General features: G+C 69.7%; 28 protein-coding genes. 4 read left to right on the top strand and 24 right to left on the bottom strand.

Translation table 11 applies throughout. The annotated features are described in order from the left end of the window. Positions 1 to 313: 313 nt before the first annotated feature. Together AB8A24_RS10360 and AB8A24_RS10355 are read right to left on the bottom strand one after the other, a co-directional pair. Positions 314 to 1,192, bottom strand: a complete 879-nt coding sequence (locus AB8A24_RS10360; protein ID WP_369475381.1) for an IS3 family transposase — start codon at positions 1,190 to 1,192, stop codon at positions 314 to 316. Further along, positions 1,189 to 1,497 (bottom strand): transposase, encoded by a 309-nt coding sequence (locus AB8A24_RS10355; protein ID WP_369475380.1) that lies wholly within the window; start codon positions 1,495 to 1,497, stop codon positions 1,189 to 1,191. Before AB8A24_RS10355 ends, AB8A24_RS10360 begins: the two co-directional genes overlap by 4 nt. A gap of 380 nt (positions 1,498 to 1,877) precedes the next feature. Here AB8A24_RS10355 and AB8A24_RS10350 point away from each other — a divergent pair, with 380 nt between their 5' ends. Next, entirely contained in the window at positions 1,878 to 2,084 is a 207-nt protein-coding gene (locus AB8A24_RS10350; protein WP_081524690.1) for a cold-shock protein, read from the top strand. A 307-nt stretch (positions 2,085 to 2,391) separates the two neighbouring features. Here the strand turns inward: AB8A24_RS10350 and AB8A24_RS10345 are convergent, their stop codons facing one another. Next, complete coding sequence (locus AB8A24_RS10345) at positions 2,392 to 2,766, bottom strand: hypothetical protein (protein ID WP_328964432.1); 375 nt, start codon at positions 2,764 to 2,766, stop codon at positions 2,392 to 2,394. A 324-nt stretch (positions 2,767 to 3,090) separates the two neighbouring features. On the opposite strand from AB8A24_RS10345, the gene AB8A24_RS10340 reads away from it, so the two are divergent. Then, positions 3,091 to 3,768, top strand: coding sequence for a hypothetical protein (locus AB8A24_RS10340; RefSeq protein WP_328964431.1), 678 nt, complete (start codon positions 3,091 to 3,093; stop codon positions 3,766 to 3,768). A gap of 312 nt (positions 3,769 to 4,080) precedes the next feature. Here the strand turns inward: AB8A24_RS10340 and AB8A24_RS10335 are convergent, their stop codons facing one another. The 8 genes from AB8A24_RS10335 to AB8A24_RS10300 form a co-directional block, all read right to left on the bottom strand. Further along, positions 4,081 to 4,251, bottom strand: coding sequence for a hypothetical protein (locus AB8A24_RS10335; RefSeq protein ID WP_328964430.1), 171 nt, complete (start codon positions 4,249 to 4,251; stop codon positions 4,081 to 4,083). 374 nt (positions 4,252 to 4,625) lie between these two features. After that, positions 4,626 to 5,807, bottom strand: a complete 1,182-nt coding sequence (locus AB8A24_RS10330; RefSeq protein WP_266359293.1) for an MFS transporter — start codon at positions 5,805 to 5,807, stop codon at positions 4,626 to 4,628. A gap of 25 nt (positions 5,808 to 5,832) precedes the next feature. After that, positions 5,833 to 6,324, bottom strand: coding sequence for a pentapeptide repeat-containing protein (locus tag AB8A24_RS10325; RefSeq protein WP_328964429.1), 492 nt, complete (start codon positions 6,322 to 6,324; stop codon positions 5,833 to 5,835). Positions 6,325 to 6,575: 251 nt separating this feature from the next. Continuing rightward, entirely contained in the window at positions 6,576 to 7,256 is a 681-nt protein-coding gene (locus AB8A24_RS10320) for a DUF6445 family protein (protein WP_266359289.1), read from the bottom strand. Continuing rightward, positions 7,249 to 7,701: a hypothetical protein gene (locus AB8A24_RS10315; protein ID WP_266359287.1), complete on the bottom strand. Its 453-nt coding sequence runs from the start codon at positions 7,699 to 7,701 to the stop codon at positions 7,249 to 7,251. The genes AB8A24_RS10320 and AB8A24_RS10315 overlap by 8 nt, the downstream gene beginning before the upstream one ends. A 70-nt stretch (positions 7,702 to 7,771) precedes the next feature. Beyond that, positions 7,772 to 7,915: a hypothetical protein gene (locus AB8A24_RS10310; protein WP_369475379.1), complete on the bottom strand. Its 144-nt coding sequence runs from the start codon at positions 7,913 to 7,915 to the stop codon at positions 7,772 to 7,774. Positions 7,916 to 8,054: 139 nt separating this feature from the next. Continuing rightward, a complete protein-coding gene (locus tag AB8A24_RS10305) occupies positions 8,055 to 8,615 on the bottom strand; it encodes a nitroreductase (protein ID WP_328964427.1) in 561 nt (186 codons plus the stop codon). A 1-nt stretch (position 8,616) separates the two neighbouring features. Next, positions 8,617 to 9,246, bottom strand: a complete 630-nt coding sequence (locus AB8A24_RS10300; RefSeq protein ID WP_328964426.1) for an AAA family ATPase — start codon at positions 9,244 to 9,246, stop codon at positions 8,617 to 8,619. Positions 9,247 to 9,348: 102 nt separating this feature from the next. On the opposite strand from AB8A24_RS10300, the gene AB8A24_RS10295 reads away from it, so the two are divergent. Beyond that, complete coding sequence (locus tag AB8A24_RS10295; RefSeq protein ID WP_328964425.1) at positions 9,349 to 10,008, top strand: gamma-glutamyl-gamma-aminobutyrate hydrolase family protein; 660 nt, start codon at positions 9,349 to 9,351, stop codon at positions 10,006 to 10,008. A 66-nt stretch (positions 10,009 to 10,074) separates the two neighbouring features. Here the strand turns inward: AB8A24_RS10295 and AB8A24_RS10290 are convergent, their stop codons facing one another. Genes AB8A24_RS10290 through AB8A24_RS10260 form a run of 7 tightly spaced genes read right to left on the bottom strand, consistent with a single transcriptional unit; the run spans position 10,075 to position 17,650 of the window. Then, positions 10,075 to 11,727 carry a hypothetical protein gene (locus AB8A24_RS10290; protein WP_328964424.1) on the bottom strand — a complete coding sequence of 551 codons (1,653 nt, stop codon included), beginning with the start codon at positions 11,725 to 11,727 and terminating at the stop codon, positions 10,075 to 10,077. Next, positions 11,711 to 12,922 carry an aminotransferase class I/II-fold pyridoxal phosphate-dependent enzyme gene (locus AB8A24_RS10285; protein WP_266359275.1) on the bottom strand — a complete coding sequence of 404 codons (1,212 nt, stop codon included), beginning with the start codon at positions 12,920 to 12,922 and terminating at the stop codon, positions 11,711 to 11,713. The genes AB8A24_RS10290 and AB8A24_RS10285 overlap by 17 nt, the downstream gene beginning before the upstream one ends. Next, a complete protein-coding gene (locus tag AB8A24_RS10280) occupies positions 12,909 to 14,024 on the bottom strand; it encodes an amidohydrolase family protein (protein WP_266359273.1) in 1,116 nt (371 codons plus the stop codon). Before AB8A24_RS10280 ends, AB8A24_RS10285 begins: the two co-directional genes overlap by 14 nt. A gap of 2 nt (positions 14,025 to 14,026) precedes the next feature. Then, positions 14,027 to 14,728: an iron-containing redox enzyme family protein gene (locus tag AB8A24_RS10275; RefSeq protein WP_328964423.1), complete on the bottom strand. Its 702-nt coding sequence runs from the start codon at positions 14,726 to 14,728 to the stop codon at positions 14,027 to 14,029. 35 nt (positions 14,729 to 14,763) lie between these two features. Continuing rightward, complete coding sequence (locus AB8A24_RS10270) at positions 14,764 to 15,840, bottom strand: hypothetical protein (RefSeq protein ID WP_369475378.1); 1,077 nt, start codon at positions 15,838 to 15,840, stop codon at positions 14,764 to 14,766. Continuing rightward, complete coding sequence (locus tag AB8A24_RS10265) at positions 15,837 to 16,460, bottom strand: hypothetical protein (protein WP_328964421.1); 624 nt, start codon at positions 16,458 to 16,460, stop codon at positions 15,837 to 15,839. The genes AB8A24_RS10270 and AB8A24_RS10265 overlap by 4 nt, the downstream gene beginning before the upstream one ends. Next, positions 16,457 to 17,650, bottom strand: a complete 1,194-nt coding sequence (locus AB8A24_RS10260) for an FAD-dependent oxidoreductase (RefSeq protein ID WP_369475377.1) — start codon at positions 17,648 to 17,650, stop codon at positions 16,457 to 16,459. Before AB8A24_RS10260 ends, AB8A24_RS10265 begins: the two co-directional genes overlap by 4 nt. A gap of 389 nt (positions 17,651 to 18,039) precedes the next feature. Between AB8A24_RS10260 and AB8A24_RS10255 the strand changes: the two genes are divergently transcribed. Next, positions 18,040 to 18,987 (top strand): LuxR C-terminal-related transcriptional regulator, encoded by a 948-nt coding sequence (locus AB8A24_RS10255; RefSeq protein WP_369475376.1) that lies wholly within the window; start codon positions 18,040 to 18,042, stop codon positions 18,985 to 18,987. A 21-nt stretch (positions 18,988 to 19,008) separates the two neighbouring features. On the opposite strand, the gene AB8A24_RS10250 is transcribed toward AB8A24_RS10255, so the two are convergent. The 6 genes from AB8A24_RS10250 to AB8A24_RS10225 are packed head-to-tail and all read right to left on the bottom strand — an operon-like array spanning position 19,009 to position 26,815. Further along, on the bottom strand, positions 19,009 to 20,262 hold the full coding sequence (locus AB8A24_RS10250) for an MFS transporter (RefSeq protein WP_328964418.1): 1,254 nt from the start codon (positions 20,260 to 20,262) through the stop codon (positions 19,009 to 19,011). A gap of 14 nt (positions 20,263 to 20,276) precedes the next feature. Next, positions 20,277 to 21,599, bottom strand: a complete 1,323-nt coding sequence (locus AB8A24_RS10245; RefSeq protein ID WP_369475375.1) for a metallopeptidase TldD-related protein — start codon at positions 21,597 to 21,599, stop codon at positions 20,277 to 20,279. Continuing rightward, positions 21,596 to 22,975 carry a TldD/PmbA family protein gene (locus tag AB8A24_RS10240; RefSeq protein ID WP_328964416.1) on the bottom strand — a complete coding sequence of 460 codons (1,380 nt, stop codon included), beginning with the start codon at positions 22,973 to 22,975 and terminating at the stop codon, positions 21,596 to 21,598. The genes AB8A24_RS10245 and AB8A24_RS10240 overlap by 4 nt, the downstream gene beginning before the upstream one ends. Continuing rightward, the gene (locus AB8A24_RS10235) at positions 22,972 to 24,237 is read right to left on the bottom strand and encodes an ATP-grasp domain-containing protein (protein ID WP_328964415.1); all 1,266 of its coding nucleotides are present in this window, start codon (positions 24,235 to 24,237) and stop codon (positions 22,972 to 22,974) included. The genes AB8A24_RS10240 and AB8A24_RS10235 overlap by 4 nt, the downstream gene beginning before the upstream one ends. Beyond that, positions 24,234 to 25,613 carry an ATP-grasp domain-containing protein gene (locus tag AB8A24_RS10230; protein ID WP_369475374.1) on the bottom strand — a complete coding sequence of 460 codons (1,380 nt, stop codon included), beginning with the start codon at positions 25,611 to 25,613 and terminating at the stop codon, positions 24,234 to 24,236. Before AB8A24_RS10230 ends, AB8A24_RS10235 begins: the two co-directional genes overlap by 4 nt. Next, complete coding sequence (locus AB8A24_RS10225) at positions 25,610 to 26,815, bottom strand: ATP-grasp domain-containing protein (RefSeq protein WP_369475373.1); 1,206 nt, start codon at positions 26,813 to 26,815, stop codon at positions 25,610 to 25,612. Before AB8A24_RS10225 ends, AB8A24_RS10230 begins: the two co-directional genes overlap by 4 nt. Positions 26,816 to 26,819 lie beyond the last annotated feature (4 nt).

Here is a 26,819-nt window from a genome sequence, read left to right as displayed (position 1 = left end):
GTGGCCAGATCCACGCGGCCAGGGACACCTCCAAGCCGCTGCCGCTCCGGAGGACGGCCTGGAAGGCTCACCGATTCGACGGCGCGGGCTTCGATGTCACTCTGTTGGGGCCCAACCAGCCAGACCATGTACGCAAACGCCCTACGGGGCTTGATCCATGGAGTGGGCACCCCCTCGACACTCGACGAGGCATGGCCCCAAACCAGCGACAGTGACGGCTTCGACTCCGCGCTTTGTTGACTGTCCACAACGCTGCACACGGACTTCCGCGACTGAGCTTGTTCCGCTTTGACGGACACCATTGGTGTGGTGGTCAGGCTGCGAGTGTGGTCTCGTATTCGGCGGGACTGCGATAGCCGCGGCTGCTGTGCAGACGGTGCAAGTTGTACCAGCCCTCGATGAAGTCGAAGATCGCGGAGCGGGCGACGGCCCTGCTGGGCCAGGCGACAGTGTCGAGGAGCTCGCGTTTGATGGTGGCGAAGAAGGACTCGGCGAGGGCGTTGTCCCAGCATTGTCCGGTGCGGCCGACCGACAGTCGGACCCCGAACTCCTCTGCCAGGGTTGCGAATTGATGGCTGGTGTACTGGCATCCGCGGTCCGAGTGGAAGATCACCGGGCGGGTGGGACGGCGCTGGCGGCAGGCGGCCGTGAGGGCGTCGGCGACCAGGTCGGTCCGCAGGTGATCGGCGGTAGCCCAGCCGACGACGCGGCGGGAGGCGGTGTCGATGACGGTGGCCAGGTAGAGCCAGCCCTCTCCGGTCGGGATGTAGGTAATGTCGCCGCACCAGCGTGCATCGAGCCCGCCGGGGTCGGGCTGGAAGTCGCGGACGATGAGGTCGGGCCGGAAGGCGGCCCACGGGTCGGGGATCGTGGTCAGGTGCCGCCGCCGGCGGCGGCGGTGCCTGCGCTGCAAGCCGGCGGCCCGCATCAACCTGGCGACCCGGCGGCGCCCGCACTCCTCGCCCTCCCGCTGCAGGACGGCATGGACGCGCGGTGCGCCATAGGTGCCGCGAGATCGCCGGTGGACCTCGGTGATCTGCTGGGTCAGTGCGGCATCACGAACCGCCCGGGGACCAGATGTGCCGGCGAGGCGGGCATAAAAGGCGGTTCTGGAGACCTTCAGCAGCTCACACGCACGCTTGACGTTGTGGCCGTCCTGCTTCTCCGCCTCGATGAACGGGTGCACCGTCACCGGGTCTCCTTGGCGAAGAAAGCCGTGGCCCGCTTGAGGATGTCGACGTCCCCGCGCAGGCGGCGGTTCTCCCGCCGCAGCGCGACCAGCTCCTCACGTTCGCTGCTGGTCAGCCCGTCTCGCTCGCCCGCGTCGACCTCGGCCTGCTTGACCCAGTCCCGCACGGCGGTCTCGGTCAGGTCGAAGTCCTTGGCGATCTGACCGACCGACCGGTCACCGCGCCGGCACAGTTCGACGATCTCGGCCTTGAACTCCGGCGTGAACGAACGGCGAGGCCGAGGCTTCTTCTTCCCCATGCTCTCCATGATGGACATCCTCCCGGGGACGAACCCCTGATCTCGAATGTCCGCCAAAGCGGATCAAGCCCACAAAGGATCTCCACAGCAGCCGACGACGGCCTCTGAGGGAGGAAGGGGTTCGCGGCGACGGCCGTCGCGGTGCCGGCACCTCCAGCGCGCCCAAGGCTGTAGCAGCCAGGCCGGCCCGGCGGCCGTGGCCAGTGACCGGCTCGACGCCGGACAGGTGGCCGCGCTCGCCGAACTCGGCGTCGCCCGGGCCACCAGGTGATCTTCAAAGTGCGTGTCCTGCGTGTGGTGCGTAGGGCGGATGAGCACGATGGGCACGATGGGCACGATGGGCGACGGTCTCGCACCGCGCCCCGCGTGGCGTATCGACAGGGACACCGATGGCAACAGGCATTGTGAAGTGGTTCAACTCGGAGAAGGGCTTCGGGTTCATCCAGCAGGACGACGGCGGCCCGGACGTGTTCGTCCACTTCTCCGCCATCCAGACCACCGGCTTCAAGGAACTCGCCGAAGGCGCCAAGGTCGAGTACGACGTCACCCAGGGCCCCAAGGGACCGCAGGCCGAGCAAGTGGTACCGATCGGCTGACGGGCCCCACACGCGCCCACCCATCACGGGAGCCTTCTGCCCGAGGTCCGGCAGGGGGCTCCCACGTGCTCGCACATCGCGCGGATCACCGAGGCGAGAGCCACTACACCCCTCCCTGGTTCGCGACTGACAGGGCGTCGCCTGCGGTGCGGTGTGCTCAGTCTGTGAGGAAGGCACTTCACGGCAAGCGCGGCGGACGAAAAAGACCTGATCGAATCAAGCCGGCATGGCTGGATAGCCACAGAACTTGCAATGAGTTCACCCGGGACTTCCGTCAGGACACGGGAGAAGGAACCCGACGCATAGGTCAGTTCTCGGGTGGCGCGGCGGTGAGGAGTTCGCGCTTCACGTGCTCGTAGTCGGCCAGGGCCTGCGGGTCGCCGTGGGCGTAGTCGGTCCAGAATCCGGGGCGCTGCCAGCGGGCATCCGCGAGGCGGGTGCGGCCGCCATAGATGACCAGGGTCCAGCCGGGTGGTATCCGGGTGTCCACAGTCTCGAAGTCGGCAGGGTCCCAGAGCAGTCCGGGGTCGGGGGTGCCGCGGCCGAGCACACGGATCTGGCAATCGATGTCGTAGGTGACCATCTCCAGAACCGGGTAGATGCCGCCCACCCGGATCCCGTCGAACTCCATGACCGGCACGTCGGCCGCGGGGTGGATGATCCGCAGGCATCTGACTCTCATGGGAGAAGTCTCGCCCCATCCGATCCCCTGGTCGCTGTCAGGGTCGCCTCGAAGGAGCCCGCGTCCCCGAGCCCCTACTTGCCGGGCATCCGTGCCGAACGCGGCCCGGCGGCCGCCGCGAAGGTCGGAGCCGGCCAAGCGGCGCAAGGCAGCCGGAGCGGCTTCAAGCCCGCCACGCGCAGCCCGCCACCACCCCGGCGGCCAGGAGCGACCGGCCCCGGCTCGCGCTTGCAGGCCGGTGGCGTTCGCCGCCCAGATCGTCCTACGGGGTGGCGTTACGAGCGGCGGGGCTTGTTTCCCACCATGTGCGGTGAAGATTCACTCATGACGGACGATCAGGAGCGATTCACCCTGTGGACGCCTGCCCAGCCGATCCAACTCCCCGGTGCGGGCGGGATCGGCTACTGCGTGGCCAACGACGGATCGCAGCGGCCCAAGGGCACCCGCCGACGCAGCCAGCGCGACGACCGGTACGTGACCACATGCCAGGAGGGCGCCCTCGGACAGGTGGACTGGATCGAGTCCCGCTCGCCCGCGGTCACCACCACCGTTCGATCCCCGCAGAGCGGCACGCTGGACTCGCAGGGCGACAACGGCAACATCTCCAGCGTCGGCGCCGTCCTGACCGTGGACGTGTCCTGGGGACAGGAATTCCAGGAAGCCACCGTCCGCTACGACGCCGAGTGCTGGTTCTGGGACGCCATCATGTGGCACCGCGAGGGACCAGACCTGGCCGAAGAGTTCAAACCGGTCATCGACGGGACGATCACCCTCAGCCAGGGCCAGGACGTCCTGCAGAGCGACGCCTTCCACGCCGGCGTGGGATCCGTCTCCTACCTGTGCACCGTCACACGTACCTACACCAACCTGCAGCCCGGCACCTACCAGGTCGAAATCACCGGAACCAAGACCAAAGGCAGACGCACAACCGACGGTAAAAACCGCACCGGCAAGGACCGCGTCGTACTCCAGAAGCACACCGCCACCTTCACCATCGGCTGACCCGACAGCGCCCCACCCGAGACAGCGCGGCCCGCCCGCCCAGATGCCCGTGGGTAAGGCAGGCACTCCAGCACCCGAGCAGCTGACATCCAACCCCGGACACCGGGCCTTCTCCGCTTCACCAGTGGACCCGCGCCCAGGACCGGGTTGACCCTGATGGCCACGATCGCCCGGTCCACGCGGTGCGTCTCGCTCGCCGTGAGCTGGGTGAGCGTGGGCTCCACCATGACGACGCGCGAGCGCCGCGCGGAGGGATCAGGCGACACGGGGCTGCTCATCCGCGAGGAAGGGCGATGCTGTGGTTGCGTGCCGTTACCTGTCCCGCGCGGTCAGGAGCAGGACCAAGGCCTGGGAGCGGGTGGTCCCGAGCGCGGTGGCCACCGCTTCGGCGGACATACCGTCGTCGCGCAGCACGTCGGCGGCTTCCCGGCCCACCCGGGCGGCCATCCGCTCCAGCACACCGGCGGCGCGCAGCGCGGCCAACGGCGCGGCCGCGGCCGTGTCGGTCAGCTGCTGGTAAGGAACGGGCTGTCTGGAGGGCTCGGTCGCAGAGGAGTCCTGATGACCGCTCTCACGGACACGAACCTGTCGCGCAGTTGGAAGCGCTCCACCCCGAGGCGCCAAGATCCGGACCATTCACGGACCAGCCACCGACCGACAGACCCACTCATCACTGTTTCGGCTGGTCAGAGGCAGTGCGGCCCCTGTACCACCAGGAGACGAAGAACATGCTGGTGTCGTAGTCCCCGAAGAGGCTCGGCTTCTTCCAGGGGCACAAAGAAGGCACCTGAACTGGACTTTCGCCCGGCGGCCGCCTTCGGTGCGACCCTTTCACAGCGAGGACGGGCGCATGCGCCCTATCCCACGTGGCGGCGAGCCGTACGTAGAGACTTGGCGGCGGACAACACCACGGTGAAGATGCCCAGGGCGGCGATGGTGTACCAGTAGGAGGCGAAGTCCCAGCGGTCGGCCATGGTCAGGGCAGCGCTACCGCCGAGGAATGCTCCGACCGCCTGGCCCAGGGCGGTGACCAGCATCCGGGCCTTCACCGCCGAGAGGGTGTCCAGGTCACCCTTCACTCCCACGAAAGCCTGGTCGTTGACGGCTCCGAGAACCGTCTCGCCCAGCGTGAACAGGACGATGGCAGCGATGAGCAGAGGCATGCGCAGCTCCGCGAAGCCGGTCAAGGCGAAGGCCGCGGCCATGAAGAGCGCCACGACACCGAACATCCGGAAGCCGCCCCGCCGATCGGCCATGTAGCGGCCGGCGACCTTGCCGACCGGCACTTGCAGGACCACGATCAGCACCGCGTTGATCAGGAACAGCGAGCCTCCCGCCGCTGGGTGGTCAGCGCCGAAGACGTACAGAGGCATGGCCGAGAAGAGCTGCGCGTACAGCACGAAGCACAGGAACGACGCTACGGCCGTGCGCAGCAGGGCGCGGTTGCCGAGCGCGATGCGCATCCAGCCACGCCGCGCGGCGGACCGGTCCAGCGCCAGCCGTAAGCCGCCGGGTACAGCGACTGCGGTGACCAGCGAGGAGATCGAGAAGACGCCGGCGGTAACGAGCAGCCAGGCCTGCGTGGAGGAGGAGAAGAGCACAGCTCCGAGCGTGGGTCCGGCAGCCGAACAGAGGTTGGTGACGACCATCAGCCTGGAAGAGGCGGCTACCCGGGCTTCCGGGGTGGCGACGAACTCTCCGATGCATGCGCGGACGATGACGGAGTTGATGCTCATGCACACGGCGACCCCCAGCAGCAGGACCACCATGACGGTCTGCTGCCGCTGCATCAGCGCTGCCCCGCCGACCAAGGCGGCAGCTGAGGCGAGTGAGAGCACCAACACGGGACGGACCCTGGTGAGGTCCACCCGGTCGACGACGAGGAACCCGCAGAACCGCAGCGCGCTGAAGGCGAACAGGACGAGGCCGACTGAGACCGGCCCCGATGCCCAATCCGCCAGCAGGACGGGCAGGACGGGCAGGAGGGCGTAGCAGGCGATGCTGGTGATCCCGAAGTTCAGGAGCAGCGCGCGCAGCATCCGTCGTACCGCGTCAGGCGGCAGGTCAGTCTCTTCCGCCGGGGACGTCGGCTGGGACCTCACGCGGCTGCGGGGCATCCGCATGGGTTGTCGTCCTTCCTCGTTCGTCGGCACGGGACATGTCGACGCCGTCCAGGTGTGCGCCGTCGAGCGAGGCGTGTCCGATGAACGCCGACCAAACTTCGGCGCCGCGCAGTGCGGCTCGCTCGAGGGTTGCACCCCGTATGTCGCTGTGGCTGAGGTCGGCGCGGCGCAGGTCCGCCTCGCGCAGGCTCGCGTCGATGAGGTTGGTCCGCTTGAGCACTGCCCCGCGCAGGTCTGCGCTGTCGAGGACGGCACCACACAGATCGGCGCATTCCAGGTCTGCTCCGCGCAGATCGGCATGCCGCAGGTCGGCGCCCCGCAGATCCGCGCGGGCGAGGTCGGCACCACGCAGATCCGCGTGGCGCAGATCGAGGTTGCGGCCGTGCGTGCGGATCAGGTTCCAGCCGTCGAGAACGGTGTGCAGGGTGATCACCTGCCCGTCACCTGGGCCGCCTGAGTCCGTGGACTCGGTGACCAGGGCCAGAGTGCGCAGCCCCAGGCCCGAGTCGCGTAGCCGGACGGGGTCGGCGGCGGTACCCACGGTCCTGGAGGTACGGACGGGCCGTCCTGCCAGGCCTGGGGTCACGATGTCTTCGCCCTCACGGGTCAGGAGGGCTCCGGACAGTGCGACGAAGGCGGTCGCGGGCCCGAAGCGGCCGGTCCTCTCGTACGGCGTGGCCGCTGTCAGTAACCGACGCACACGGGGTCCTGTCGCCTGGAGCCGTCCCGCAGGGACACCGGTCCCCGGTGGGCGATCTCGTTGAAGAAGAAGTTGTGTGTCAGCCGGGCATCTGCCGGGGTGCTGCCGCATCCGCCCAGGGAGGCGTGGTAGAGCTCGCAGCCCTGGAAGAGGATCAGCCGGTTGTAGGTCGGCGCGACCCACTCCATGAGCTCCCAGGCGGTGGGGTCCGGGTAGTCGGGAATGATCGCTGCCTGCTCGTAGGCGAAGGCATCTCCGTATCCGTCTGCCCGGGCCTCCGCGTCGGTGGGTGGCCGTTCCAGCCCAGTCGCACGGTGCCGAAAGAATCCGGTGCCCGCGCTGTCCGGTGCGTCGGGCGTGAGGTAGACGAGTCCAGCCCAGTCGGCGGCTTGGTCGGCATGCACATTGGCCAGTCGGCCGGTCGCCTCGGTCGCCAGGCGGAAGCCGCCGAAGGTGAAGGAGTTGAAGTCCACATCCACGCGGGAGTTCGTCAGCTCGCCGAAGAGGTCCATCAGGGCGGGGCTGTGCAGCATCTTGGCGCTCTGCCAGCCTGGATAGTTGTACGCGGCGGCGCTGCGGTAGTCGTGCGACAGCGCGAACTCCCGTGTCTTTTCGGGCTCCGCGTAGAAATCGTCCAGGACGATGATCCTGCCTCGTTCAGACATGCGGGGTCCTCTCTGACGGCACCCCGCCCCATTGCGGGACGGGCGGTGGCGGCAACAGGTCGGCACACGAAGGCGGTACGTGGACCAGCGGCGAGCCGGCCTGGCCCGATAGCACGAGTCGGCCCGGGCCGAGCCTCACCACCACCGAGTCAGTCCTCGCCACCACCACCCAGCCGGTACTGCCGCTCCCGTGCTCGTTGACCACGGCGAGCCATTCGTCCGGGGCAGCCTCGAGTTCCGTGGGCACATCCGACGGGAGCTTGCGTACCACGGCCGTGGGCCGCTCACCGGCCCTGCGGACGAGCCGTCCGATGTGCTGTGCGACGGCCTGTGGGTCCTTGCCCTCGACTTCGGAAGAATTGAGACAGACGGCGTAGACCCCGCTGGACATTGTGTCTTCGGTGGCCGCAAGCTCGGCCGCGAGCGTATAGAAAGCGCTGCGCATTCTGCCCCCTAGGCCGAAGTCGCCGGGCCGGCCGGAGGCCGGCCCGGCGACTTCGGCAAATGGTGTTATCTCAGCGGATGACGATCGCGCTTGCTGCGGTGGATTCCTCGGCCTTCGTCAGAGGCGAGAAATCCGTGAAGCGCATCATGTTGTTCACTGCGGAGGTGGTGAACTCCTGCTCGCTGAAGTCACCCAGCTCAATGTCGGGATTCACTTCGTACCCCTTCTGTTGGACTGATATCGAAGCCCTTCCACACCTACCGTGGAAGGGACTTTCATCCTGCCTTCCGGCTGACGTCAGGGACAGGGGCCGAAGTCCTCGGATCCGGTCGTGGCGTAAACCGGAAGGGGGGTCAATTCGGGCCGGCAATGTCGGCGAGGGCGATCAGCCGCGGGCCCACCTCGTACGGGCGTCTGGGCGGCGCCGCAACCATCGAGGTCCCGGCGTACAGCCAGCCCAGCAGCTGTTCGCCGGGGCCGAGCCCGTGGAGCCCGCGCACGCCGGAGTCCTCGGTGGCAGGGCCGGTACGCCAGATGGAGGCGTAACCGCGGTCGTGCAACAGCAGCGACAACGTGTGCACGACGGCGGCCGTGGCCGCGAGCTGTTCCCAGCGCTGCACCTTCGGGTGCTCCACAGGTGAGAACACGATGGCCAGGAGCAGTGGGGCGCGCAGCGGTTTGGCGGCGGCCCGCTCGCGTGCACCGGGATCGTCGGCCGCCAGCCCCGCCAGGCACCGGCCCAGTTCGACCCGGTCCTCACCCCGCAGAGTGACGAGTCTCCAGGGCAGCAACCGCCCATGGTCGGGTGCGGTCATCGCGGCCTTGAGCAGCACTTCGAGCTCGGCGTCGTCGGGGGCCGGCCCGGTGAGCCGATTCGCGCTGCGCCGGGTGAGGACGTTGTCCAAGGTCTCCATGTCAGGCAGCCTTCCCGGTCACGCGGTCCAGGGCCCCGGCGAGCAGCTCGCCGGGGCTGCGCGTTCCGTCGAGCACCACCGCACCGGGGCGGGTGTCCAGCATGGCCTTTTCGTAGCGGTCGCAGAGCCGGGCGATCTTGTCGTGCAGTTGTGCGGGCGAGTAGATCCGCGCCCAGCGGTCCTGTCGCTCCACGAGTCGCCGGCACGCGGTCTCGGGGTCGATCCGCACCCACAGCAGCACATCGGGTTCAGGCGTCGTCGCGGCGATCCGGGACATCCAGTCACGGTGCTCGACCACCTCGTCGCAATACGCCTGCCAGGTCTGCAACCAGCGGTCGAAGAGGACGAAATCGGCGTGCTCGAACTGCTCACGCCGGTATCGGAAGTGCACGGCGGTTTCCAGGAGGTACGCGCTGTGGCGGAAATCCGGTGGTATGCGGTCCTGGTAGAGGACGGATTCGGGTCGACCCTTTTCGGCCAACTCCCGGAAGGCGGCCGTCATGGCCCGGGCCGGCCGGGCGATTTCCGTCCGGAAGTTCCTTGAAAGGTGTTCCCGGAGGTTCTCCACAAGAGTGGACTTGCCGCTCCCGTCGACTCCCTCGACGGCAATGAGTCGATAGCCTCTTTCCATACCATGAACCTCATTCGTATGCTTGAATCGGCTGCCATGGAAAACATGGTGGTCGGTATACCCCTGCGCCCATGGCGGCGGCCGGGGAAAGCAGATCGTTGGATGCAGAGCATCAGCTACTTCTCGGCGGTGGAGGCCGCCGGGGGAATTCCGCTGGGCATTCCCCCGCTGGCCGGACCGGACCTGCGGGTGATCTACGAATTCTGTGACGCGCTGCTGCTGCCGGGCGGGATGGACCTCGACCCGGCGAGCTACGGGGCAGGCCCCGGGCCGGAGGGCGAGATACATCCCGAGCTCGACCTCGCCGAACTGCGGTTGACCAGGTGGGCCCGCGAGGACAGGCTGCCCCTGCTCGGTGTCTGCCGGGGCGCACAGCTGCTGAACGTGGCCCTGGGCGGGAGTCTGTGGCGCGACCTGCCGGCCGAGTGCCACACGTACATCCATGACGGCACTGGCGCGGGCCACCCGGTGAACCCGGTCCCGGGCACCCGGCTGCACGACCTGCTCGGCTCCGGCGCGCTGCCGGCCAACAGCCGCCATCACCAAGCGGTCCGGCTGCCCGGCACCGGGCTGCAGGTGAGCGCCCATGCCCCGGACGGCATCCCCGAGGCCATCGAGTCGACCGACCCGGACTGGTTCGCCATGGGTGTCCAGTGGCATCCCGAGGAACTCCCGGCCGGCCATCCGGCTGGGAGCCTCCCGCTGGTCAGGGCCTTGCTGGCAGCAGCTGAGCCGTTGTCGGCCCTGCTGTCGCGGCCCTGACCGGCCACCCGCCGGGGCAGGCACGGCGCCCCTGAGGTACCGGGACCCGGGCCGACGGCGGACGGGTCACCGGGCGAGCGCGAGGGACCGGAGGCCTTCCACCAGGCGCTGGGCGGTCCGGGCCGCATCCTCCAGGGAGGTCCCGGCAGCCGCGACCATGCCCCAGCGGCCCGGGACGCTGGCCACCACCTGGGTGGCCACGTCCGGGGCCAGCCCGGTCACGGCTGTGACGGTCGCGGCCAGATCGGCCTCCGAGGCCGGCCGGTAGACCCGGGTCGCCACATGCCCGGGCACCTTGTCCTGGAAGGAGCGCAGGTACTCGGCGCCGTGCGAGGAGAGGTTGAAGTCGATCGCCCCCAGCACGACACGGTCGCCGAAGACCCCGCCGATCCGGCCCACCGCGAAGTCCACCCCTCCTGTCACCAGCCCGCCCTTGCAACCCTGTTCGGCGGCGCGCGGCCCGTGGAAGGCATTCCGCACGGCGTTCAGGGCGGCAGTCATCCGGTCGTGGTACTCGGCGGGCACCCCCAGCCGCGCGCAGTCGTCGGCGGTCAAGGTGACGTTTCCCTCCCATGCGACCCCGTTCATCAACTGGAGGGTCAGGCCCGCCGCGACCCTGCCGCCCCGGATGTGCCCGGACGGGGCGATGATGAAGCGCCGTCCGCCGATCTCGCAGTGCAGGAAGTCCACGTGGGCCTCCAGCAGGTAGGCGTCACCGTGCTGGTACGCCTCCACCGCGTGGTCCCTCAGTGTCTCCTCGTTCTTCAAGGCGATCCCCGGCACGATCCGCGCGCCGTCTCCCGCCTCGCACGGCTTGAGGCAGCCGTACTCCAGCCCGTACCGCTCGCGGAGCAGCCTGGCCGCCTCCACCACCGAGTCGGCGAAGGCCGCCACGCTCGCGGAGCGTTCCACCAGATACCCGGGCAGCACCGGAACGGCCAGCCCCAGCAGCCGGTGTGCCTCGGACGCTCGCTGTTCGGCCTGGAGCAGCGCATCCGCGTCGAGACCGACCGCCGTGATGGCGAGGGCGTCCTCGACGGTGGGATGGATGTGGTTCTTGCGATTCCAACGGTCCGACACCACCGGGTTGTTGGCATCGACGTTCAGAGCGTCCAGGCCGGCCTGCGCCTTGAGCCAGAGCAGGAACACCTGGGTCTCGGTGTCCAGCGCGTACAGCCGCACCACAGCCGAAGGCCGGTCCCGCAGCCACTCCACCAGAGGCACGAGTACCCGGGGGGTCTCGGCGGCCACGGTCAGGAGTGCGTCGGAGAGGTAGTACGGTTCGAGCAGGCCGACGTCGAGGGAGTCGGTCCCGTAGTGACGCACCGCATCCCGCCACGGCTGGGTGCGGCCCACCGCCAGATCCCCGGCAGCCGCGAGTGAAACCGCCCGGGCCTCCAGGTAGCCCGCCACGTCGTACGGGTCCCGGCCGGCGCGTACGTCGGCCAGGTCGCCGTCGAAGCCGCGGGTGGTCCGGGTCGCCGAGTGCATGATCACCGCGGGCGGCCGGTTCGGCTGCGGCCCCGCGGTCACGGTCGCGGTGTACGAACGCAGCTCACGCGCCGCGCGGTCCGCGACTGCCGCCGGCCCGTGCCCGAGCAGCTTGTGGCACAGCACGTCGAGTTCGGTTTCCGTGAGTACCCGGTATCCGGTGCTGAAGCCCTGCCACGCCGCCGCGAGGGCGGCCTCGGCAGAAGGTGTGTCATGGTCGGTCGTCATCGGCGGTGGTCTCCTCTCCGGCTGCCGGCGCGAGCGCGGACAGTCTCCGCGCAGCCTCCGCCAGCACGGCCGTCTCTTTGCAGAACGCGAACCGCAGCAGGCCCCGGGCGGCGCCGGGCCGCGCGTGGAACCCGGACAACGGCAGCCCGGTGACGCCGAACTCCCGTGCCAGTACCTCATTGGCGGCCATCGGATCGGCGGGCAGCGCCGGTCCGGTCTCGGCGATCACCATGAACCCGCCTGCCGGTACGGAGGGCCGCAGGCCGGCGGCTGCCAGCCCCGCCACCAGCACGTCGCGGCGTTCCCGGTAGTGCTCCCGCTGTTGCCCGAACCAGCCGGTGCGGTGCGCCCAGTCGAGTCCGGCGGCGACACCGAGTTGCAGGGGCACGGGCGCGCAGTACGAGAGCACCCGGTGGGCCTCCCGCAGGCGTGCGGTCACGCCGGCCGGTGCGTACGCCCATCCGACGCGCCAGCCGCAGACGTTCAGCGACTTGGCCGCGCCGGAGCACACCACGGTCCGCTCGCGCATGCCCGGCAGGGTGGCGATGCTGCGGTGCGGGCCGTCGAGCGCGAGCTCCTCGTACACCTCGTCGCTGACCACCCACAGCCCGTGTGACAGGACCAGCGCGGCCAGCGCCTCCAGGTCCGCGCCGGAGGCGGTCCACCCGGTGGGGTTGTGGGGGGAGTTGAACAGCAGAACCCGGGTGCGGCCGGTCACAGCGTCCTTGAGCGCGTCCGAGTCAAGCACGTACGCATCGCCCTGGCGGACCAGCGGGACCGGCACCGGGATGCCGCCCGCGCGCCGTACCAGCGCGGGGTACGAGTCGTAGAACGGCTCCAGGAGCAGCACCTCGTCACCGGCGCACAGCAGCGCTTCGAGCGCCACGGCGACGGCTTCGGTGGTCCCGGCGGTCACGGTGATCTCGGTGGCGGGGTCGTACGGGGCCGCGCCGGCGGCGAGGGCCCTCAGTAGCTCGGGTTGGCCTGCCGACGGCCCGTACTGGTTGAGGCCCGAGCGCATGGCGCGCTGGGCCGCGCGCCGGAGCACAGGTGGGCCGTCGAAGTCGGGGGCGCCCCGGCCCAGGTTGACCGCCTCGTAGCGTGCGGCGAGCCCGTCCGTGTGCGAGTAGATGTCCGCACCCGGTGACCGGGGCCGTACGGCCCCGGTCACCGGGAGGAGATCAGACGACGCCATAGAACGCTGCGGGGTTGTCCCACAGGATCGCCCGCTTGACGTCATCGGAGAGGCCGCTCTTCAGCACGTCCTCCAGCTCCTCGCCGAACTCATGGTCCGGGTGCGGATAGTCGCTGGCGAAGAGCAGTCGGTCGGTGCCGATGTCGGTGGCCAGCTTGTCGAGGTACGGCTCGCAGCCCTCGGCGGTGACCCAGCACTGGCGCCGGAAGTATTCCGTGGGCGTGTGCTTGACCCCCGGGATCTGGAACTTCCAGTTGCGGTACTCCAGGTCGTCCATGCGCCACAGCAGGTAGGGCACCCAGCCGCAGCCCGCCTCCATGAAGCCGAACCGCAGTTCCGGATGGCGTTCCATCACGCCGCCGTCGACGAGCGCGATGAATGCCATCATCTGCTCCATCGGGTGGCAGGCGCTGTGCATCGCGAAGTGCGTGGTGAAACGGTCGGCTCCGGCCGCCGGGAGCATGGTGTGGCAGCCCTCGTGGAAGCTGACGGATACGCCCAGTGCCGCGGCCTCGGCCCAGAACGGCGCCGTGTCCGGGTGCCCGACGGAGCGGCCGTTGACCATGTTCGGCCGGAGCATCACCGAGCGCATGCCCAGCGTCTCCACGGCATATCGGAGCTCTCGGACCGCCAGCCCGACGTCGTGCAGGCTGAGCAGGGCCACCGGCTTGAGCCGGTCCGGCGCGTACGAGCAGAAGTCGGCGAGCCACCTGTTGTACGAACGGGAGATGGCAGCTGCGAGCTTGGGGTCCATCCCGTCGATCGCGACCGTGCCGAGCCCGAGAGACGGGTACAGGAACGACATGTCGATCCCCTGGTCGTCCAGGGACTTGACCTGGGAAGCCGCGTCGAAGCCGCGGGCGGCGTACTCTCCGTAGCTCTCCAGGGTGCGCCGCTGGAACTCGGCGACCAGTTCGTCCGGGTAGTTCCGGTACATCGGCTGCCCGTCGACGAGCATCTGGGCCCAGCCCTGCCCGTCTGCCTTGGCCCGGCGGGGTGCCCGGTCACGGAAGGCAGGGTCGATGTACTCGGTCCAGATGTGATCGGGCTCCATGACGTGCCCGTCACCATCGATGACACGGAAGCCTTGCGGGTTGGTCATGTTCACGCTCCGACCGGCTGCTGGACGATCTCGCGGTGCAGGGCTCCCCAGAAGTTGCCGAGCAGCTCGGCGATGAGGAGGGCGCCGCGACGGATCTCCGCGCGGGACTCCGGACCGCCGGTGGCCTGCTCGACAGCGGCGTGGATCCACTCCACGTGCTCACGCTCGATGAGAAGGTGCAGGTAGAAGTACTCCATGCTCTCCACGGTGGAGCCGGGCAGCACGCGGAAGCCCTCGTAGAAGCTGTTGATCATCGGCAGGCCGCTCAGCTCGATGGTGTAGTGACCGCCCAGGGCGGCCTCGACACTGCCTTCGAGGAACAGGGAGCGGATGCCGTCCACGAGGGCCGTGGTCTCCGGCAGGTACTCGATCGTGCCGGCCTCGGCGATGTCGATGCCCAGCGGGCTACAGGCGTTCTGGAACATCTTGTAGTGGCCCATGCCCCCCTCGCCGCCGCCGCCGAGCTCGGAGACGATCGTCTTGGCCAGCTCCCGGCGGATCTCCTCGTTGTCCACGCGGTGCGCCAGCCCGGCCAGGATCTGCGGGAAGGTACGGATGTAGAGGAAGTACTGGTCGGCGAACCTCTGCACGCCGTCGACGTCCAGCTGCTGTGCGCGGAAGGCGCGGAAGAAGTCGTTGTCCACGCAGTCGGTGGACTTCACCGCGGCGTTCAAGCTGGAGAAGAAGTCATCAAGGGTCTGCACAGCACATCTCCTTCAGAGATCTGGTTTGAGGTGTTTCACAGAACCGGCCGGGCGTCCGCCAAGGGACGCACGACCAGCAGGTCCAGGAGGCGGCGCCACAGTCGTGCTGCGCTGCCGGTGGCCGGGAAGGCCGTGGTGTCGACGACGTACGGTGCCCCGTCCGCGTCGGTGACCACGTCGAACACGGCGTAGCCCAGGTGCAGCGCCTCGGCCGCGGCCAGTGCCGCTTCGGCCGCGGGGTGATGCGGGTCCGAGGGGCGGCTCGCGCCGCCCTCGGCCCTGCGGGTCGTCAGTGCCTGCGCGGGCGCCCGCCTCTCGTCGGCGGCCGCGACGGTCCCGCCGGCGACGGTGATCCGGAACTCGGTTCGTTCCGATCCGTCCCCGGGACCGCCGATGCCTCGCTCGAAGAGGAAGCCGGGGGTGAGGCAGAGCCGTTCCAAGAACCGGTGGTCACCGACCGGGACGTCCTGGAACAGCCACTGTTCCCGGCGCTCCCAGTCGCCTTCCGCTCCCGCAGGAGGCGGCGGGGCCAGCAGTCGGTACCCGTCGTAGTGGTAGTTGGTCTGCCAGCGGCCCGGGGCGAGGTGCGCCATCCCCTTCCCCATCGAGCCGCAGACGGCTTTGACGTAGAGGGTGGTGCCGCTCGCCAGTTCTCGCAGCACGTCGTCGGGCCGGGGATCGTCCAGCAGGCTGGGCACCGGCACCCCAGCCCTCCGCAAGGTGCGCTGGGCCTCGGCTTTGTCCCTCGTACGGGCGATGGCGCGCGGAGAGTTGAGATAGCGCGGCTGCCCCGCGACGGCCTCGTCCAATGCGGCCTCGGCGTCCAGGAGATGCGTGCGTAGCGCCTGGGCGTAGTCCGCCGTCCCGTACGGGCCGGACAGGATCCCCTCGACCCGGCTGTCCCAGAAGGCATGGGGGAAGCCGAGGACGACCGCCGTGTCGGGCGGCAGCGCGGGGAGACCTCCTCCGGTGACCTCGGCGTAGGCGTGCACGAGCAGCCGCACGTCGTTCGCAGCCAGCCAGGCCCGCTGGGCGAGGAGCGGCGCGATCGCGTCGGAGGCCGAACCGTCGGCTACGAGAAGGAGGGTGCGCGGCGGTTGCGGGCCGCTCACCCGACGGCCCGCACAAGCCCGAGGACCTCTTCGTACACTGCGTCCGCGCCCCGGTCCCCGTCGACGACGACATGGGGTGTTTCGGCCAAAGCCCTGTCGTAGCCGAGGTCCAGACGGGTGAGATCCTCCAGGAGCCGCTGCGGGCTCCAGTGGTCCGCCGTCCAGTCCCCGCGGCTCCGCACCCGGCCGGCGGCCACCTTAGGGCTGGTGCGCAGCCGGATCAGGAGGTCGGGAACGGGCAGCAGGCCCGCGAGCTCCCTGCACCATTCGTCGTGGACGCTCTCCCCCTCGCAGTACACGTCGTAGGTGGGAAGCCAGCGATCGAAGAGGACCCAGTCATGGCCTGAATATGCACTGTCCAAATAGTGGAACTGAGAAATGGCGTCGGCCACATACGCGAACCTTCGGAGAGACCCCGGTATGACGTCCTGGTAGCGGACCGAGGAATCGGCAGGGCTGTCGACCAGCTCGCGGAAAACTCCGCCCATGTGCGGTGACAGTCGTTCCATGCGTGCGGCGCTTCCCATCGCCTCGGCGACTCGCCGTACGAGGGTCGTCTTCCCGGAACCGTCTATTCCTTCGACCGCCAGGATCCGGAAACCCCGGATTCCCGCGGTCACACCGCCACCTGCACGACGGGGAATTCCGGTGCCGCCTTCGGGGGCACCGCGACCAGGGGGGTGCGGGTGCGTGCGGGGACGGTGTCGTTCACCGAGCGCTGCCCGGCGCAGGCCCCGGTCACGAAGAGACCTGGCACACCCGTGCGGCCGTACTCGTCCCGGGACAGAGAGCCGTCGGGTTCGCGGGACAGGGAAGCCAGCAGCTCTCCGGGCGGGTAGACGGGGTTGCTGCCGGTGGCCCATACGACGACGCTGTCGTGTCCGCGGGTCTCCTCCCACACCTCGTCGCCCTCACCGCCGGAGACAACCGTTCCCCGCGCATGGCGGCAGCGGTCCGGCAGCGAGTGGGAGCCGAGCATTCCGAGATTGCCCTCCCTCCGGTAGCGCCAGCGGACCGTGTCGCCGTCCATGTCCAGGGAATCGTGGACGAGGTGGCGTACGCACGGCACGCGCCAGGGGCGGCGCCCGCACTCCCGGCTGCTCTTGGCGACGAGTTCGTAGGTGAGCTGCGACGGGGCCCGCCAGGCGAACCTGTCATCGCTCTCCGACGGGTACATCCCGACGTACCTGTTGGCGAGAATCGTCACGTCACGGGCGGCGGGGGCCATCAGGCCCGCTGTCTGCATGGCCGAATTGCCGGCCCCGGCGATGACCACGGAAAGTCCGGCCCAGCGGCTGGTGTTGCCCTGGGTCAGCTCTCGGTAGACCGTGTCGTAGGAGATGGCTCCGGCGGCCTGCCAGTCCTCCGGCGGCCTGCGCGGAGTGCTTCCCGTCGCCAGCACCACCGCGTCCGCGTACACCTGCCGGCGCACCCCTCCGGGGGTGCGCAGACTGAGCACGAAACCGTCCTCGTCGCGCTGGATGTCCATCACCTTGGCCAGGGTCACCGAGGCCCCGGACCGCAGCAGGGATTCCCGTACGTACGTGTCGTACTCGTCCGCGTTCGGCCTGAGCTCCCCCACCGCCAGCGCGGACTGAAGCTCGCCCGACCGGCGGGAAAGGATCAGTTCGTCAGCGTAGGACTGGAGGATGGTGCGGCCCAGGAAGGCCATGCCCGTGCCGACCCGTTCGGCAACGACGAGGATCTCCTGCGGTGGTACGTCGCCCTGGCGCACCTGGATGACGCCGGCTGAACCTCCCCCGACGACGACGAGACGCCAGCGCCCGGTTCTGGAACCTGATTCAGACATTCGCTCCCCCTCTCGATCGCTCTCACCAGACGACATGAACCGGGAATCAGCCCCAGCCCAGATCCGTGCCGGTGTTGGAGAGCTCCATGACCGCGATACCGGCGGTAACGACGGAGAAGGCAACAATTGACCGGAGACAGCGACAGATGAGCTTCACTACGCGCATTCCTCACTCATGGAACCGAAAAAATTGAATCGTCTTCCGAAGTTCTTCGGGAGACAGTTGCAATCATGACCGGGGCATGGTTGTCACCGCTGCCCCAGGACAGGATCGTCTTTCTGACTGACACCAACTCGACAGGGGTACAGAGTTGCTAACTTCGGACATTGGCGGAGCAATAGGCCTCCCCGCCATCAGAGACCTCGACATCCGTGCCTACCGCTTCGCCGTGGGCACCAAGGCCTTTCGGACGGCGGACCTGAGCAACGCGGAAGGGTTCACGTCGGCCGAGGCACACGACGTCGTGGACCAGCTGCTGCGCTTCCGGCTCATCCGCAGGGTCGGCTGCGACTCCGACCGCTACGAGGCGGTACCGCCGGATCGCGCACGCGCCCTGCTCCTGGGTGAGCCGGTACGCGAACTCAACCGGCACACGCGCGAGGTCGAGCGGCTCTACGGCGAGCTGTCCCGGCTGGTCCCCCTCTACGACGGCAGTCTGCTAGAACGGATGAGCGGCCAGGACGTCGAGTTGATCGAGGACCTCGATGGCGTACGCGAGCTGATCACGGAGCTGACCGCCCGATGTCGATCCGAAGTGCTCACCTCCCAGCCGGGAGGCGGCCGGCCGATGGAGGTACTCGCCGAGTCCGCCCACCGCACGTCCCAGCTGCTGCAGCGGGGCGTGCGGATGCGCACCATCTACCAGTACGCGGCACAGTTCGACCTGCCCACCGTCGCGTTCGTGGAGGATCTGGTGGCGCAGGGAGCCGAAGTACGCACCATGGCCGGTACGTTGCAGCGGCTCATCGTCTTCGACGCCAAGGCCGCGCTCATCGAGCACCACGGCGCCCCCAACGGAGCGGTACTGGTCCACGAGCCCAGCGTGGTGAACTTCATGGTGGCCACCTTCGAGCGCTCGTGGCTCTCTGCGGCGCCCTTCCCGGCCGCGTACGACCGGAAGCAGACCCAGCTGGCCAGCGACGACGTCAGGTACGAGATTATGCGGCTGCTCGTACAGGGAGAGGAGGACAAGAGCATCTCGCGGCAGATCGGCATCTCCACCCGGACCTGCCAGCGCCACGTGTCCGACATCATGCAGCGCATCGGGGCCCGCAATCGGGCCCACGCCGGGTACCTCATCAGTGAGCTCAATCTGCTCGCGAACAAGCTCAACTGAGGAAGCTGAGCGCATCGCACGTCAAGCCGGCAGGTCCCTCGCCAGTGCCGTCGTTGGGTCCTGCTCCGGCATACCGCGCATGGTCCGCAAGCGCGAGCACAGCAGCCACAGCACGCCGGAAGTCATCCCCGCCCCCGCGACCAGCAGGGCACCACGCACCCCGAGCCACTCTCCGAGCGCGCCGCCGACCATTCCGCCGACCGGGATGATGCCCCAGATCAGGAAGCGCACACTGGCGTTCATCCGGCCCAGCAGCTCATCCGGACACATCGCCTGCCGGAAGCTCACCTGAGCGACGTTGTAGACCACCAGGCCGTAGGCCGCCGTGAACCAGGGCACGGCGAAGAGCAGTACCCTCCAGCCCGGCCCGGCGAACGGAATCAGCATCACCAGGGGGATGGTGGTCACGTATGCCACCCAGATCACCCGGACCTGGCCCACCCGTCGGGCGACCCACTGCGAAGTGGCCGCGCCCAGCAGCCCGCCGACGCCGCCCACTGTCATCAGCGCGCCGGCCGCAGCCCCCGAGATCCCCACTTCGCCGACGAGAAGCAGCACCACCAGGGGCGACTGGACGGCGTAGAAGAAGTTGTACGTGGCGGCCGACCCGGCAACGGCCCGCATCAGGGGATTCCCGAGGACGAAGACCAGCCCGCCCTTGATCTCCGTGCGCAGGCTCCTGGAAGGTGCCCGCTCCGGCAGCCTCTCCGGCTTGCGCAAGCGCAGAAGCAGCAGGAAGGAAAAGAGGTAGCTGACGGCCTGGACGGCGACCCCGGCCGCCGCGCCCACCTGGACGAGCACGCCCGCGACCGCGGGTCCGGCCGTCTGGGAGGCCGAAGTGGTGCTCTCCAGCTTGGAGTTCCCCTCGACCAGCCGCGCCCGGCCGACGACGGCAGGTATGAACGACTGGTACGCGATCTCGTAGAAGGTCCGGGCCACACCGAGCAACAGCCCCACCGCGATCATCAGCGGGAAGCTGAGCCGGTCCAGCAGGGCTGCGAGGGCCAGGGCAACCATCAGGAGCGCACGGGCAAGGTCGCACACCATCAGGACGGGTCGACGCCGCATCCGGTCGATCCACGCCCCGGCCGGCAGTCCGAGTACCAGGTATGCGACCGCCAACGAGGCCTGCAGCAGGCCCATCTGGAACGGCGAGGCGGCCAGCACGGTGGCGGCGAGCAACGGCAGGGCGGTGCGGCTGGTCGCCGTGCCGAGCATGCTCATGGCCTGCGAGGCCCAGAACAGCCGGAACTCTGGAAGGTCTGTGATCCGCACTTCCTTCGCCCCTTTCATCGGCCCACGGTCAGACCACGGGCCCAGACACCGGGGCTCGCCACGAAGGACGTGTGCGATCGCGCGGTCCGCACGACCCCGTCGTGTCCCTCGAGGCGGCGCAGCAGGTCGAAGACATTGCCCGCGAGGGTGATGTTCCCGGCGTTGCGGCGGGTTCCGTCCGGGTACTCCAGGATCGCGTTCGCCCCGATGGCGAAGTCACCGGTGATGCCGTTGGAGGTATGGGCACCGTTCGCCTGGACGACCCGTAGCAGACGTCGTCCGGGCAGCGGCCCGGGGCCGAGTGCCGGCCCCGGACGCAGCGACAGATGGCTCGGCTGGACCCGGGGCATCTCACCGGCCGCGCCCCGCCATCCGGAGCCGGTGGCGTGGTGTTCCCCTCCGGCCAGCCGGGCGCTGCGGCGGTGTCCGAGGAAACCGCACAGCATGCCGTCGCGGACCAACTCGGTCGTCCGGGTGGGCGTACCCTCGTCGTCCCAGGGGGCGGCGAGCGGATTGTCCTTCGCGCCGGGGTCGTCGATCAGGTCCACCCCGGCCGCGCAGACCTGACGCCCGATCAGCCCGTCCAGGGGCGATCGGCCCTCGACGACGGTGTCCAGCTGGAAGGCGGGCACGACGAGGGAGAGGAGCTTCACCATCACCCGGCCGGTGACCAGCACGTCATCGTGGTCGAGTTCGGCAGCCGGGGCTCCGGTCAGCGTTGCGGCGAGATCACACACCTCGGGCAGGTCGGTGCTCGCCACCCGGTCGAGGAGTTCGGCCGCGCAATCCCCGTACAACTGGTGCGAGACGAAACCGACACCGCCCGCCGTCGCCGTCACGCGGGCCTGGAGCTGGAAGAGCCCGGTGTCATATCCCCGGGGGGCTCCGCCGGCGCGGTGCAGCCCTATGGTGGTCCGCTCGGCCCGGACGCGCAGTTCGATCTCCAGACCAGGGTGGCCCTCGCTGAGGCGGCGGACCACTTCGAGGGTCTTGTCGTCCAGTACGGGCCGGGAGGTCGGGCGTGCGGAACGGACCGGAGCGGGTCCCGGCGCCGGCGGTGCCGGAACCCGCTCCGGCAGAGCGCGCCCCACCGCCAGCGCGGTTGCCACCAGCGCGGGGTCTCCTGAGTCCGCCATCGCGCGTACCGCGTAGCCCTCGGCACCGTCCTGCCACACGGTGACCGCGGTGGTTCCCGAGTCGACGTCGCTGCGCCGTTCCACGACGCCGAGCCGGCACACGGCCTCCTCGGTTTCCCGGTGGGCCGTCCAGACTTCGCAGTCCGCGTCCTCGAGGGCCGCCGCTTCGATCAGCGTGCGCATGTTCCCGTTCGCCGTCATCGCTGTGTTCCTCCGACCAGCAGGGAGCCGACCCGAAGTGTCGGCCCGATCACCCCGACAGGAACCCACTGCCCGAACTTGCCGCACTTGGCCGCACCGACCGTCACGTCGTCCGCGACCGCGTCGATGTCCCGCAGCACCTCGGTTCCGAGACCGGCGATGGTCGTCTCCTCGATCGGGTCGGTGATCCTGCCGTTCTCGATCAGCCAGCCGTTGGTCACCCTGAAGGTGAACTCGCCGGTGGCCTCGACGACTTCGCCGCCGCCCACGTGCTCGGCGTAGATCCCGTACGGGGTGTCCGCGATGATGTCGGCCACGCTTGACGTCCCGGCGGCCAGACAGGTGTTGGTCATCCTGGGCAGCGGTGGCTGAAGGACGGTCGTGCACCGGCCGTTGCCGCTGGAAGCGGTCCCGAGCCGGGCGGCCGACTCCTGGTCCGTGAGGTAGCCGACGAGCCTGCCGTCCTCGATGACACCGGTCGACCCGCCCGCGACGCCCTCGTCGTCGTACCTGTACGAGCCCACCGCGCCCGTAACGGTGGCATCGTCGCGAACCGTCACCAGCGGCGAGGCGATCTGCTCGCCCAGCCGCCCCGCGTAGACCGAACCGTTGACGACCTCGTCGCCCTCGAGCGGATGGCAGCAGGCCTCGTGCAGGAGAACCATTCCCCTGCCGCCCGCGACGACCACCGGCATCCGCCCGACCGGGGCGGGCCGGGCCTCCAGGCCGGCCACGGCGCGGCGGGCGACTTCGGATCCGCAGGCGCGGGCGTCGAGCCCGCCGAGCGGGCCGCTGGTACCGGGGGTGTAGAAGCCGGTGGACACCCGGTCGCCCTGGCGCGCGATGACCCGGACCGAGAGGTAGCTGAGCAGTCGCTGTTCCTCCAGGAGCATCCCGAGGCCCTCCCCCGCGACGAGGCACAGGTCCTGCTCGCTGAGCTCGAAGTCCACGACCACCTGGGCTATGCGCGGATCATGGCCGCGGGCCTGATCCTCCAGGGCTCTCAAGGTGCGCAGCACGGCTGGGATCTCCTGCCAGACGGGTGGATCGGGCAGCAGGTCGCGACGGTTCGCGGCCGGTTTCGCCCCCCACCGGGCCGCCCTGGGGTCGAGGCCGCTGACCGTCCGGTGGCGCAGCCCGTCGGCCAGGAGGTATCTGGCGGAGGTGGCTTGGCCCTGCTGGACGCTGAGGTCGCTCACCCTGCCCTCGGCGAACCGGCCGCTGATCCGGTGCCAGGACTGCACGGCGCCGGAGGACGGGCGGGAGCCCAGAGGGGCGTGCCGGTTCATCTCGGCGGCGAGGTCTGCAGCAGTCGCGCGGAGCGCGTCCTGCGCGGAGCTCGGCGCCCGGCCCGCGGTGTGGTCCGGGTGGGTCATACTGCCTCCTCCGTAGCCGGACCGGTCCGGATGTGAAAGACGAGGCCGGCCAGCGCGGTACGCGCGGTGGCCAGCGCTTCTTCGGCGTTCGGGCCGTGGGTCCGGGCAAGCGCGAGCCGGGAGTCGGAGGACTCCAGTCCGGCGCAGACCGCGCCCGGTTCCGCCAGGAGGCGGACCTCGTCGGTGTCCGGGGTGAGACGAGCCGGGTCGGCTCCTTCGACTGCGGTGAGTACTCCGGAGACGGGTGGTGCGGCGAACCAGACGGCCGCGCTGCGCCTGGGCACCGGGGCAACCGAGAGGGCCTTGCGCAGGTCGGGCAGGACGCTCTCGCCGACGGTCTGGCGGACCACGTATTCGCTGAGGTCGATCCCGGTGGCCGTCAGCACCAGCGTCGGGATCTCGTCGCCGCCCATCCGCAGGTGGGTCTCGATGACGCGGGGACCGACGGCTGTCAGGACAAGCTCGGTGTGGGTGGCTCCGGACTCCACTCCCAGTGCGCTGAGGAGTTGTTCCACGAGGTGACGGCAAGTGTCCTGCAGAGCGGGGCTGAGTTCAGCGGGCACCACGTGGCCTAGTTCTACGAAGTGCACCGGGTCGGAGTATTTACGGGTGAGCGCGACGACCTGGTGCTCGCCGCCCTCGGAGAACGCCTCGACACTGAACTGCGGTCCTTCGTGGAAGCCTTCGACCAGCACTTCGGTACCGGACACCCCGTCGAAGTGTCCGCCCGCCCGGTGGTAGGCGGCGGCCAGTTCCTCCTCCGAGCCGGTACGTATGACGGCGACACCGACGCTCGCCGAGCCGCGGGCCGGCTTCAGCACGCAGGGCAGCCCGTTTTCCTGCACGAAGGCGCGGAGGGCGGGAAGGCCGGAAACCGCGGTCGAGGGCGTGGGGTCCACACCGGTCGCGCGCAGCCGGGCGCGCATGGCGGTCTTGTCATGTACCAGAGCGACCGTCCGGGGCGTGTGGGTACGCAGGCCCAGGGCCTGGCCGATCTCGGCGCAGCGGTCCTGGTCGCGTTCGCCGAAGGTGGCGATCCGGGTGAAGGGGTCCACCGCGTGCGCGGCAGCGGCGAGGGCCACCCATTCGGCATCGGACGCGTCGTGGCGGACGGCGATGACACGGGAGTGCTCGGCGCGTTCCCGGAGCCGTGAGAGGTAGTCGAGGCGGCAGATCACAGAGGTCCGGGTGCCCGGGGCGGTGGCACGGACCCGGCCCGGCAGATCACGGCCGCTGCCGACGACGAGGACGTGCTCGGTCATGAGCGCTCCCCGCCGCCGTGCCGGCCGGTGCTTCGCCCGGTGGAGTCGTGGCCTGGCGTTCCGGTGCGAGCGGCCGCGGGGCCGCCCGAGCCGTCGGCGTCCAGCCGGAACCGGACGGACGCCGCCGCCCGCTCCACACGGGTGGTGACCTGGTCGGCGCTCTCGCCCGTGGCGACGACGTATCCGACGCGTTCGTGTGAGTTCGACACGGTCCCCACGTACGCCCCGGGCCCCACACCGATGTGGACCTTGATCACCCCGGGCACGGCGTCGGCGTGCTCCGTTCCGTCGACCGACTCGACGGTGCCCGGGGGGCAGTCGAGGAAGCGGATCGCCGCGTGCCGGCGAGGGGTGCGCCGGGTCACCGCGTCGGAGCCGCCGAGGACGGTGAGGAAATCGGCGACGAGCGAGCCGCCGTGGGCAAGGTCGACGAGCTCGTGGATGCAGTCACCGGGAACCCGGCCCGCGCACTCCACGAGCTGGGGGTGTTCGCCGTCGCGCAGGATCCACTCCGCGTGCAGCACCCCGGTACGGAATCCGGTGGCCTCGACCAGCTGCTCCATGACGTCTGCGATCCGCTCCGGGGCGGCGGGCAGAAGGTGTGCGGGCACCTGGTGGCCGGCCTCCACCGGGTGGCGGCCGCCCTGGACGAGCTTTTCGGTGATGTTGAGGAAGAGCGTCCGGCCGTCGGACACCACGCATTCGACGCTCACTTCACGCCCATCGAGCCGCTCCTCCGCGAGGAAGGTGGTCGGCAGCAGGCGCCGGGCCCGCAACCTGGGCTCGTCCGCCCCCACCGTCCGCTTCCAGGCCTCGTCGAGGTCATCGGCTGCGTCGAGGAGCTGGACGCCCAGGCTGCCCTGACGGTTGGCGGGTTTGAGCACACACCTGCCGTCCGGGGTACCGCTGCGGAACTCTCGCACCTCCTCCGGCCCCGCCACCCGCTTCCAGCGGGGCTGCGGGATCCCCGCCCGGTCGGCGGCTTCCCGCAGGAGGGCCTTGTCGCGCAGGATGCGGGCGGCGGCCGGCCCCGCGCCGGGCAGGCCCCAGGCGTCGGCGAGGGCGGCCGCGCCCGAGACCCCGTACTCGACGCCAGGCAGGACGGCCCGTACGGCGGGTGGACGCGGCACGGCGGCCAGCATGGCCGACAGGTCGTCCTCGTCGTGGATCGGGGCGGTGATCAGTACCGCGACGCAAGGATGCTCGGCCGCCCGGGGAAGGAGGCCGCGGGCCGCGACCACATCGGGCTCCTCGACGATCAGCAGTGAGCCGGGCGGCAGCAGCCGGTCCAGGTCGGGAAGCAGCGCAGCGCCGAAGCCGACCATGACGTGGGTGACACCGGCGGGCACGGGAGCGCCGTCAGGATGCAGGCTCACGCTGCCTCCTCCGTCCGGACGACGACGGACTGTGCCGCGCGGCGGGCACGGTCCAGCGCCTCGTCGGCGTCGGCTCCGACCGCGATGACGTACCCGATCCGGTCGGCGCTGGAGCGTACGGGGTTCACCTCGGAGCCGGGGCCCGTGGTGACGACGACCTCGCACACCCCCTCGGCCGCCTTGGCCTCGGACTCGCCGTCGACCGAGAGGACCCGGCCCGGCTCCGCACGCACGAACCACACGGCGGCAGCCCGGGTAGGGGTGGGGGTGGGGGGCAGTGTGTCGGCGTCCAGGGGCAGCGTGAAGCTCAGCCTCTCGAGATCCGTGCCGTGGGAGAGCCGGACGAGTTCATAGATCCGGTCCCCGCCCATCCGGTTGTGGGACTCGATGATCACCGGACCGTCGGCGGTCAGCATGACCTCGGTGTGCGCGCAGCCCTCGGCGAGGCCGACCGCATCCAGCAGGCTCAGGACGAGCTTCTCGATGGCGTCCCGTTGTCCGGGGGCGATCCGGGCGGGCACGACGTGTCCGAGCTCGACGTAGTTCTCGTCTATGAACTTCTCGGTGATCGCGATGACTCGGTGGTGCCCGTGCTGGGTGATCGACTCGACACTGACCTCCATCCCGGTCAGCAAGGTCTCGGCAAGCAGCGCCCCGTCCGAGTCGGGCCGGTCGGCGAAGGCCCGGTCCGCGTCCTCGGGCGAGTCCATGCGCCGGATGCCCTGGCTGCCGGTACCGTCCTGGGGTTTGAGGATGACCGGGTAGTGGTGCTTGGTGCAGAAGGCTTTCAGTTCCTCGGCCGTACGGACCCGGGCACAGGGGTGCTCCTCGATGCCGGCGTCGGCGAGCAGGCGACGCAGCGCGTACTTGTCGCGCAAGACGGTGGAGACGGCGGGCGGGTTGCCGGGCAGACCGAGTCGCTCGCCGATGACGGCGGCCGGCTCGAGGCCGGGGTCCGTGAAGGAGACGACGAGGTCGAGCCGGTCGGCTGCGTGCAGCCCCGCGACAACGGGCAGTACCTCGTCGATCCTCGTGTAGTCCATCAGCAGGGCCTGGCTGACGTGGGCACGGTGGGTGTCGGCGAAGAGCTGGGGGTTCTGGAGGTACACGACCTCGTACCCGGCGTCCGCGGCCACCTTGAGTTTGCCTGCCCGCCCGGCTATGACCAGCACGCGTGGCTTGCGCTCGTGCTGCGTGTCCATCGTC

The sequence above is a fragment of the Streptomyces sp. BF23-19 genome, from assembly GCF_041106355.1.
Classification (GTDB): Bacteria; Actinomycetota; Actinomycetes; order Streptomycetales; family Streptomycetaceae; genus Streptomyces; species Streptomyces virginiae_A.
Note: the sequence above shows the minus strand (reverse complement) of the source record. Positions and strands in the feature narration are given on the sequence as shown.

Bases quoted from the DNA above. Each gene is read 5' to 3' on its own strand.
- AB8A24_RS10300 (WP_328964426.1), bottom strand. From the start codon at position 9,246: ATGGAAAGAGGCTATCGACTCATTGCCGTCGAGGGAGTCGACGGGAGC.
- AB8A24_RS10320 (WP_266359289.1), bottom strand. From the start codon at position 7,256: ATGTCTGAACGAGGCAGGATCATCGTCCTGGACGATTTCTACGCGGAG.
- AB8A24_RS10295 (WP_328964425.1), top strand. From the start codon at position 9,349: ATGCAGAGCATCAGCTACTTCTCGGCGGTGGAGGCCGCCGGGGGAATT.
- AB8A24_RS10340 (WP_328964431.1), top strand. From the start codon at position 3,091: ATGACGGACGATCAGGAGCGATTCACCCTGTGGACGCCTGCCCAGCCG.
- AB8A24_RS10315 (WP_266359287.1), bottom strand. From the start codon at position 7,701: ATGCGCAGCGCTTTCTATACGCTCGCGGCCGAGCTTGCGGCCACCGAA.
- AB8A24_RS10350 (WP_081524690.1), top strand. From the start codon at position 1,878: ATGGCAACAGGCATTGTGAAGTGGTTCAACTCGGAGAAGGGCTTCGGG.
- AB8A24_RS10345 (WP_328964432.1), bottom strand. From the start codon at position 2,766: ATGAGAGTCAGATGCCTGCGGATCATCCACCCCGCGGCCGACGTGCCG.
- AB8A24_RS10285 (WP_266359275.1), bottom strand. From the start codon at position 12,922: ATGGCGTCGTCTGATCTCCTCCCGGTGACCGGGGCCGTACGGCCCCGG.
- AB8A24_RS10305 (WP_328964427.1), bottom strand. From the start codon at position 8,615: ATGGAGACCTTGGACAACGTCCTCACCCGGCGCAGCGCGAATCGGCTC.
- AB8A24_RS10280 (WP_266359273.1), bottom strand. From the start codon at position 14,024: ATGACCAACCCGCAAGGCTTCCGTGTCATCGATGGTGACGGGCACGTC.
- AB8A24_RS10225 (WP_369475373.1), bottom strand. From the start codon at position 26,815: ATGGACACGCAGCACGAGCGCAAGCCACGCGTGCTGGTCATAGCCGGG.
- AB8A24_RS10235 (WP_328964415.1), bottom strand. From the start codon at position 24,237: ATGACCGAGCACGTCCTCGTCGTCGGCAGCGGCCGTGATCTGCCGGGC.
- AB8A24_RS10245 (WP_369475375.1), bottom strand. From the start codon at position 21,599: ATGACGGCGAACGGGAACATGCGCACGCTGATCGAAGCGGCGGCCCTC.
- AB8A24_RS10290 (WP_328964424.1), bottom strand. From the start codon at position 11,727: ATGACGACCGACCATGACACACCTTCTGCCGAGGCCGCCCTCGCGGCG.
- AB8A24_RS10240 (WP_328964416.1), bottom strand. From the start codon at position 22,975: ATGACCCACCCGGACCACACCGCGGGCCGGGCGCCGAGCTCCGCGCAG.
- AB8A24_RS10330 (WP_266359293.1), bottom strand. From the start codon at position 5,807: ATGCTGCGCGCGCTGCTCCTGAACTTCGGGATCACCAGCATCGCCTGC.
- AB8A24_RS10260 (WP_369475377.1), bottom strand. From the start codon at position 17,650: ATGTCTGAATCAGGTTCCAGAACCGGGCGCTGGCGTCTCGTCGTCGTC.
- AB8A24_RS10355 (WP_369475380.1), bottom strand. From the start codon at position 1,497: ATGGAGAGCATGGGGAAGAAGAAGCCTCGGCCTCGCCGTTCGTTCACG.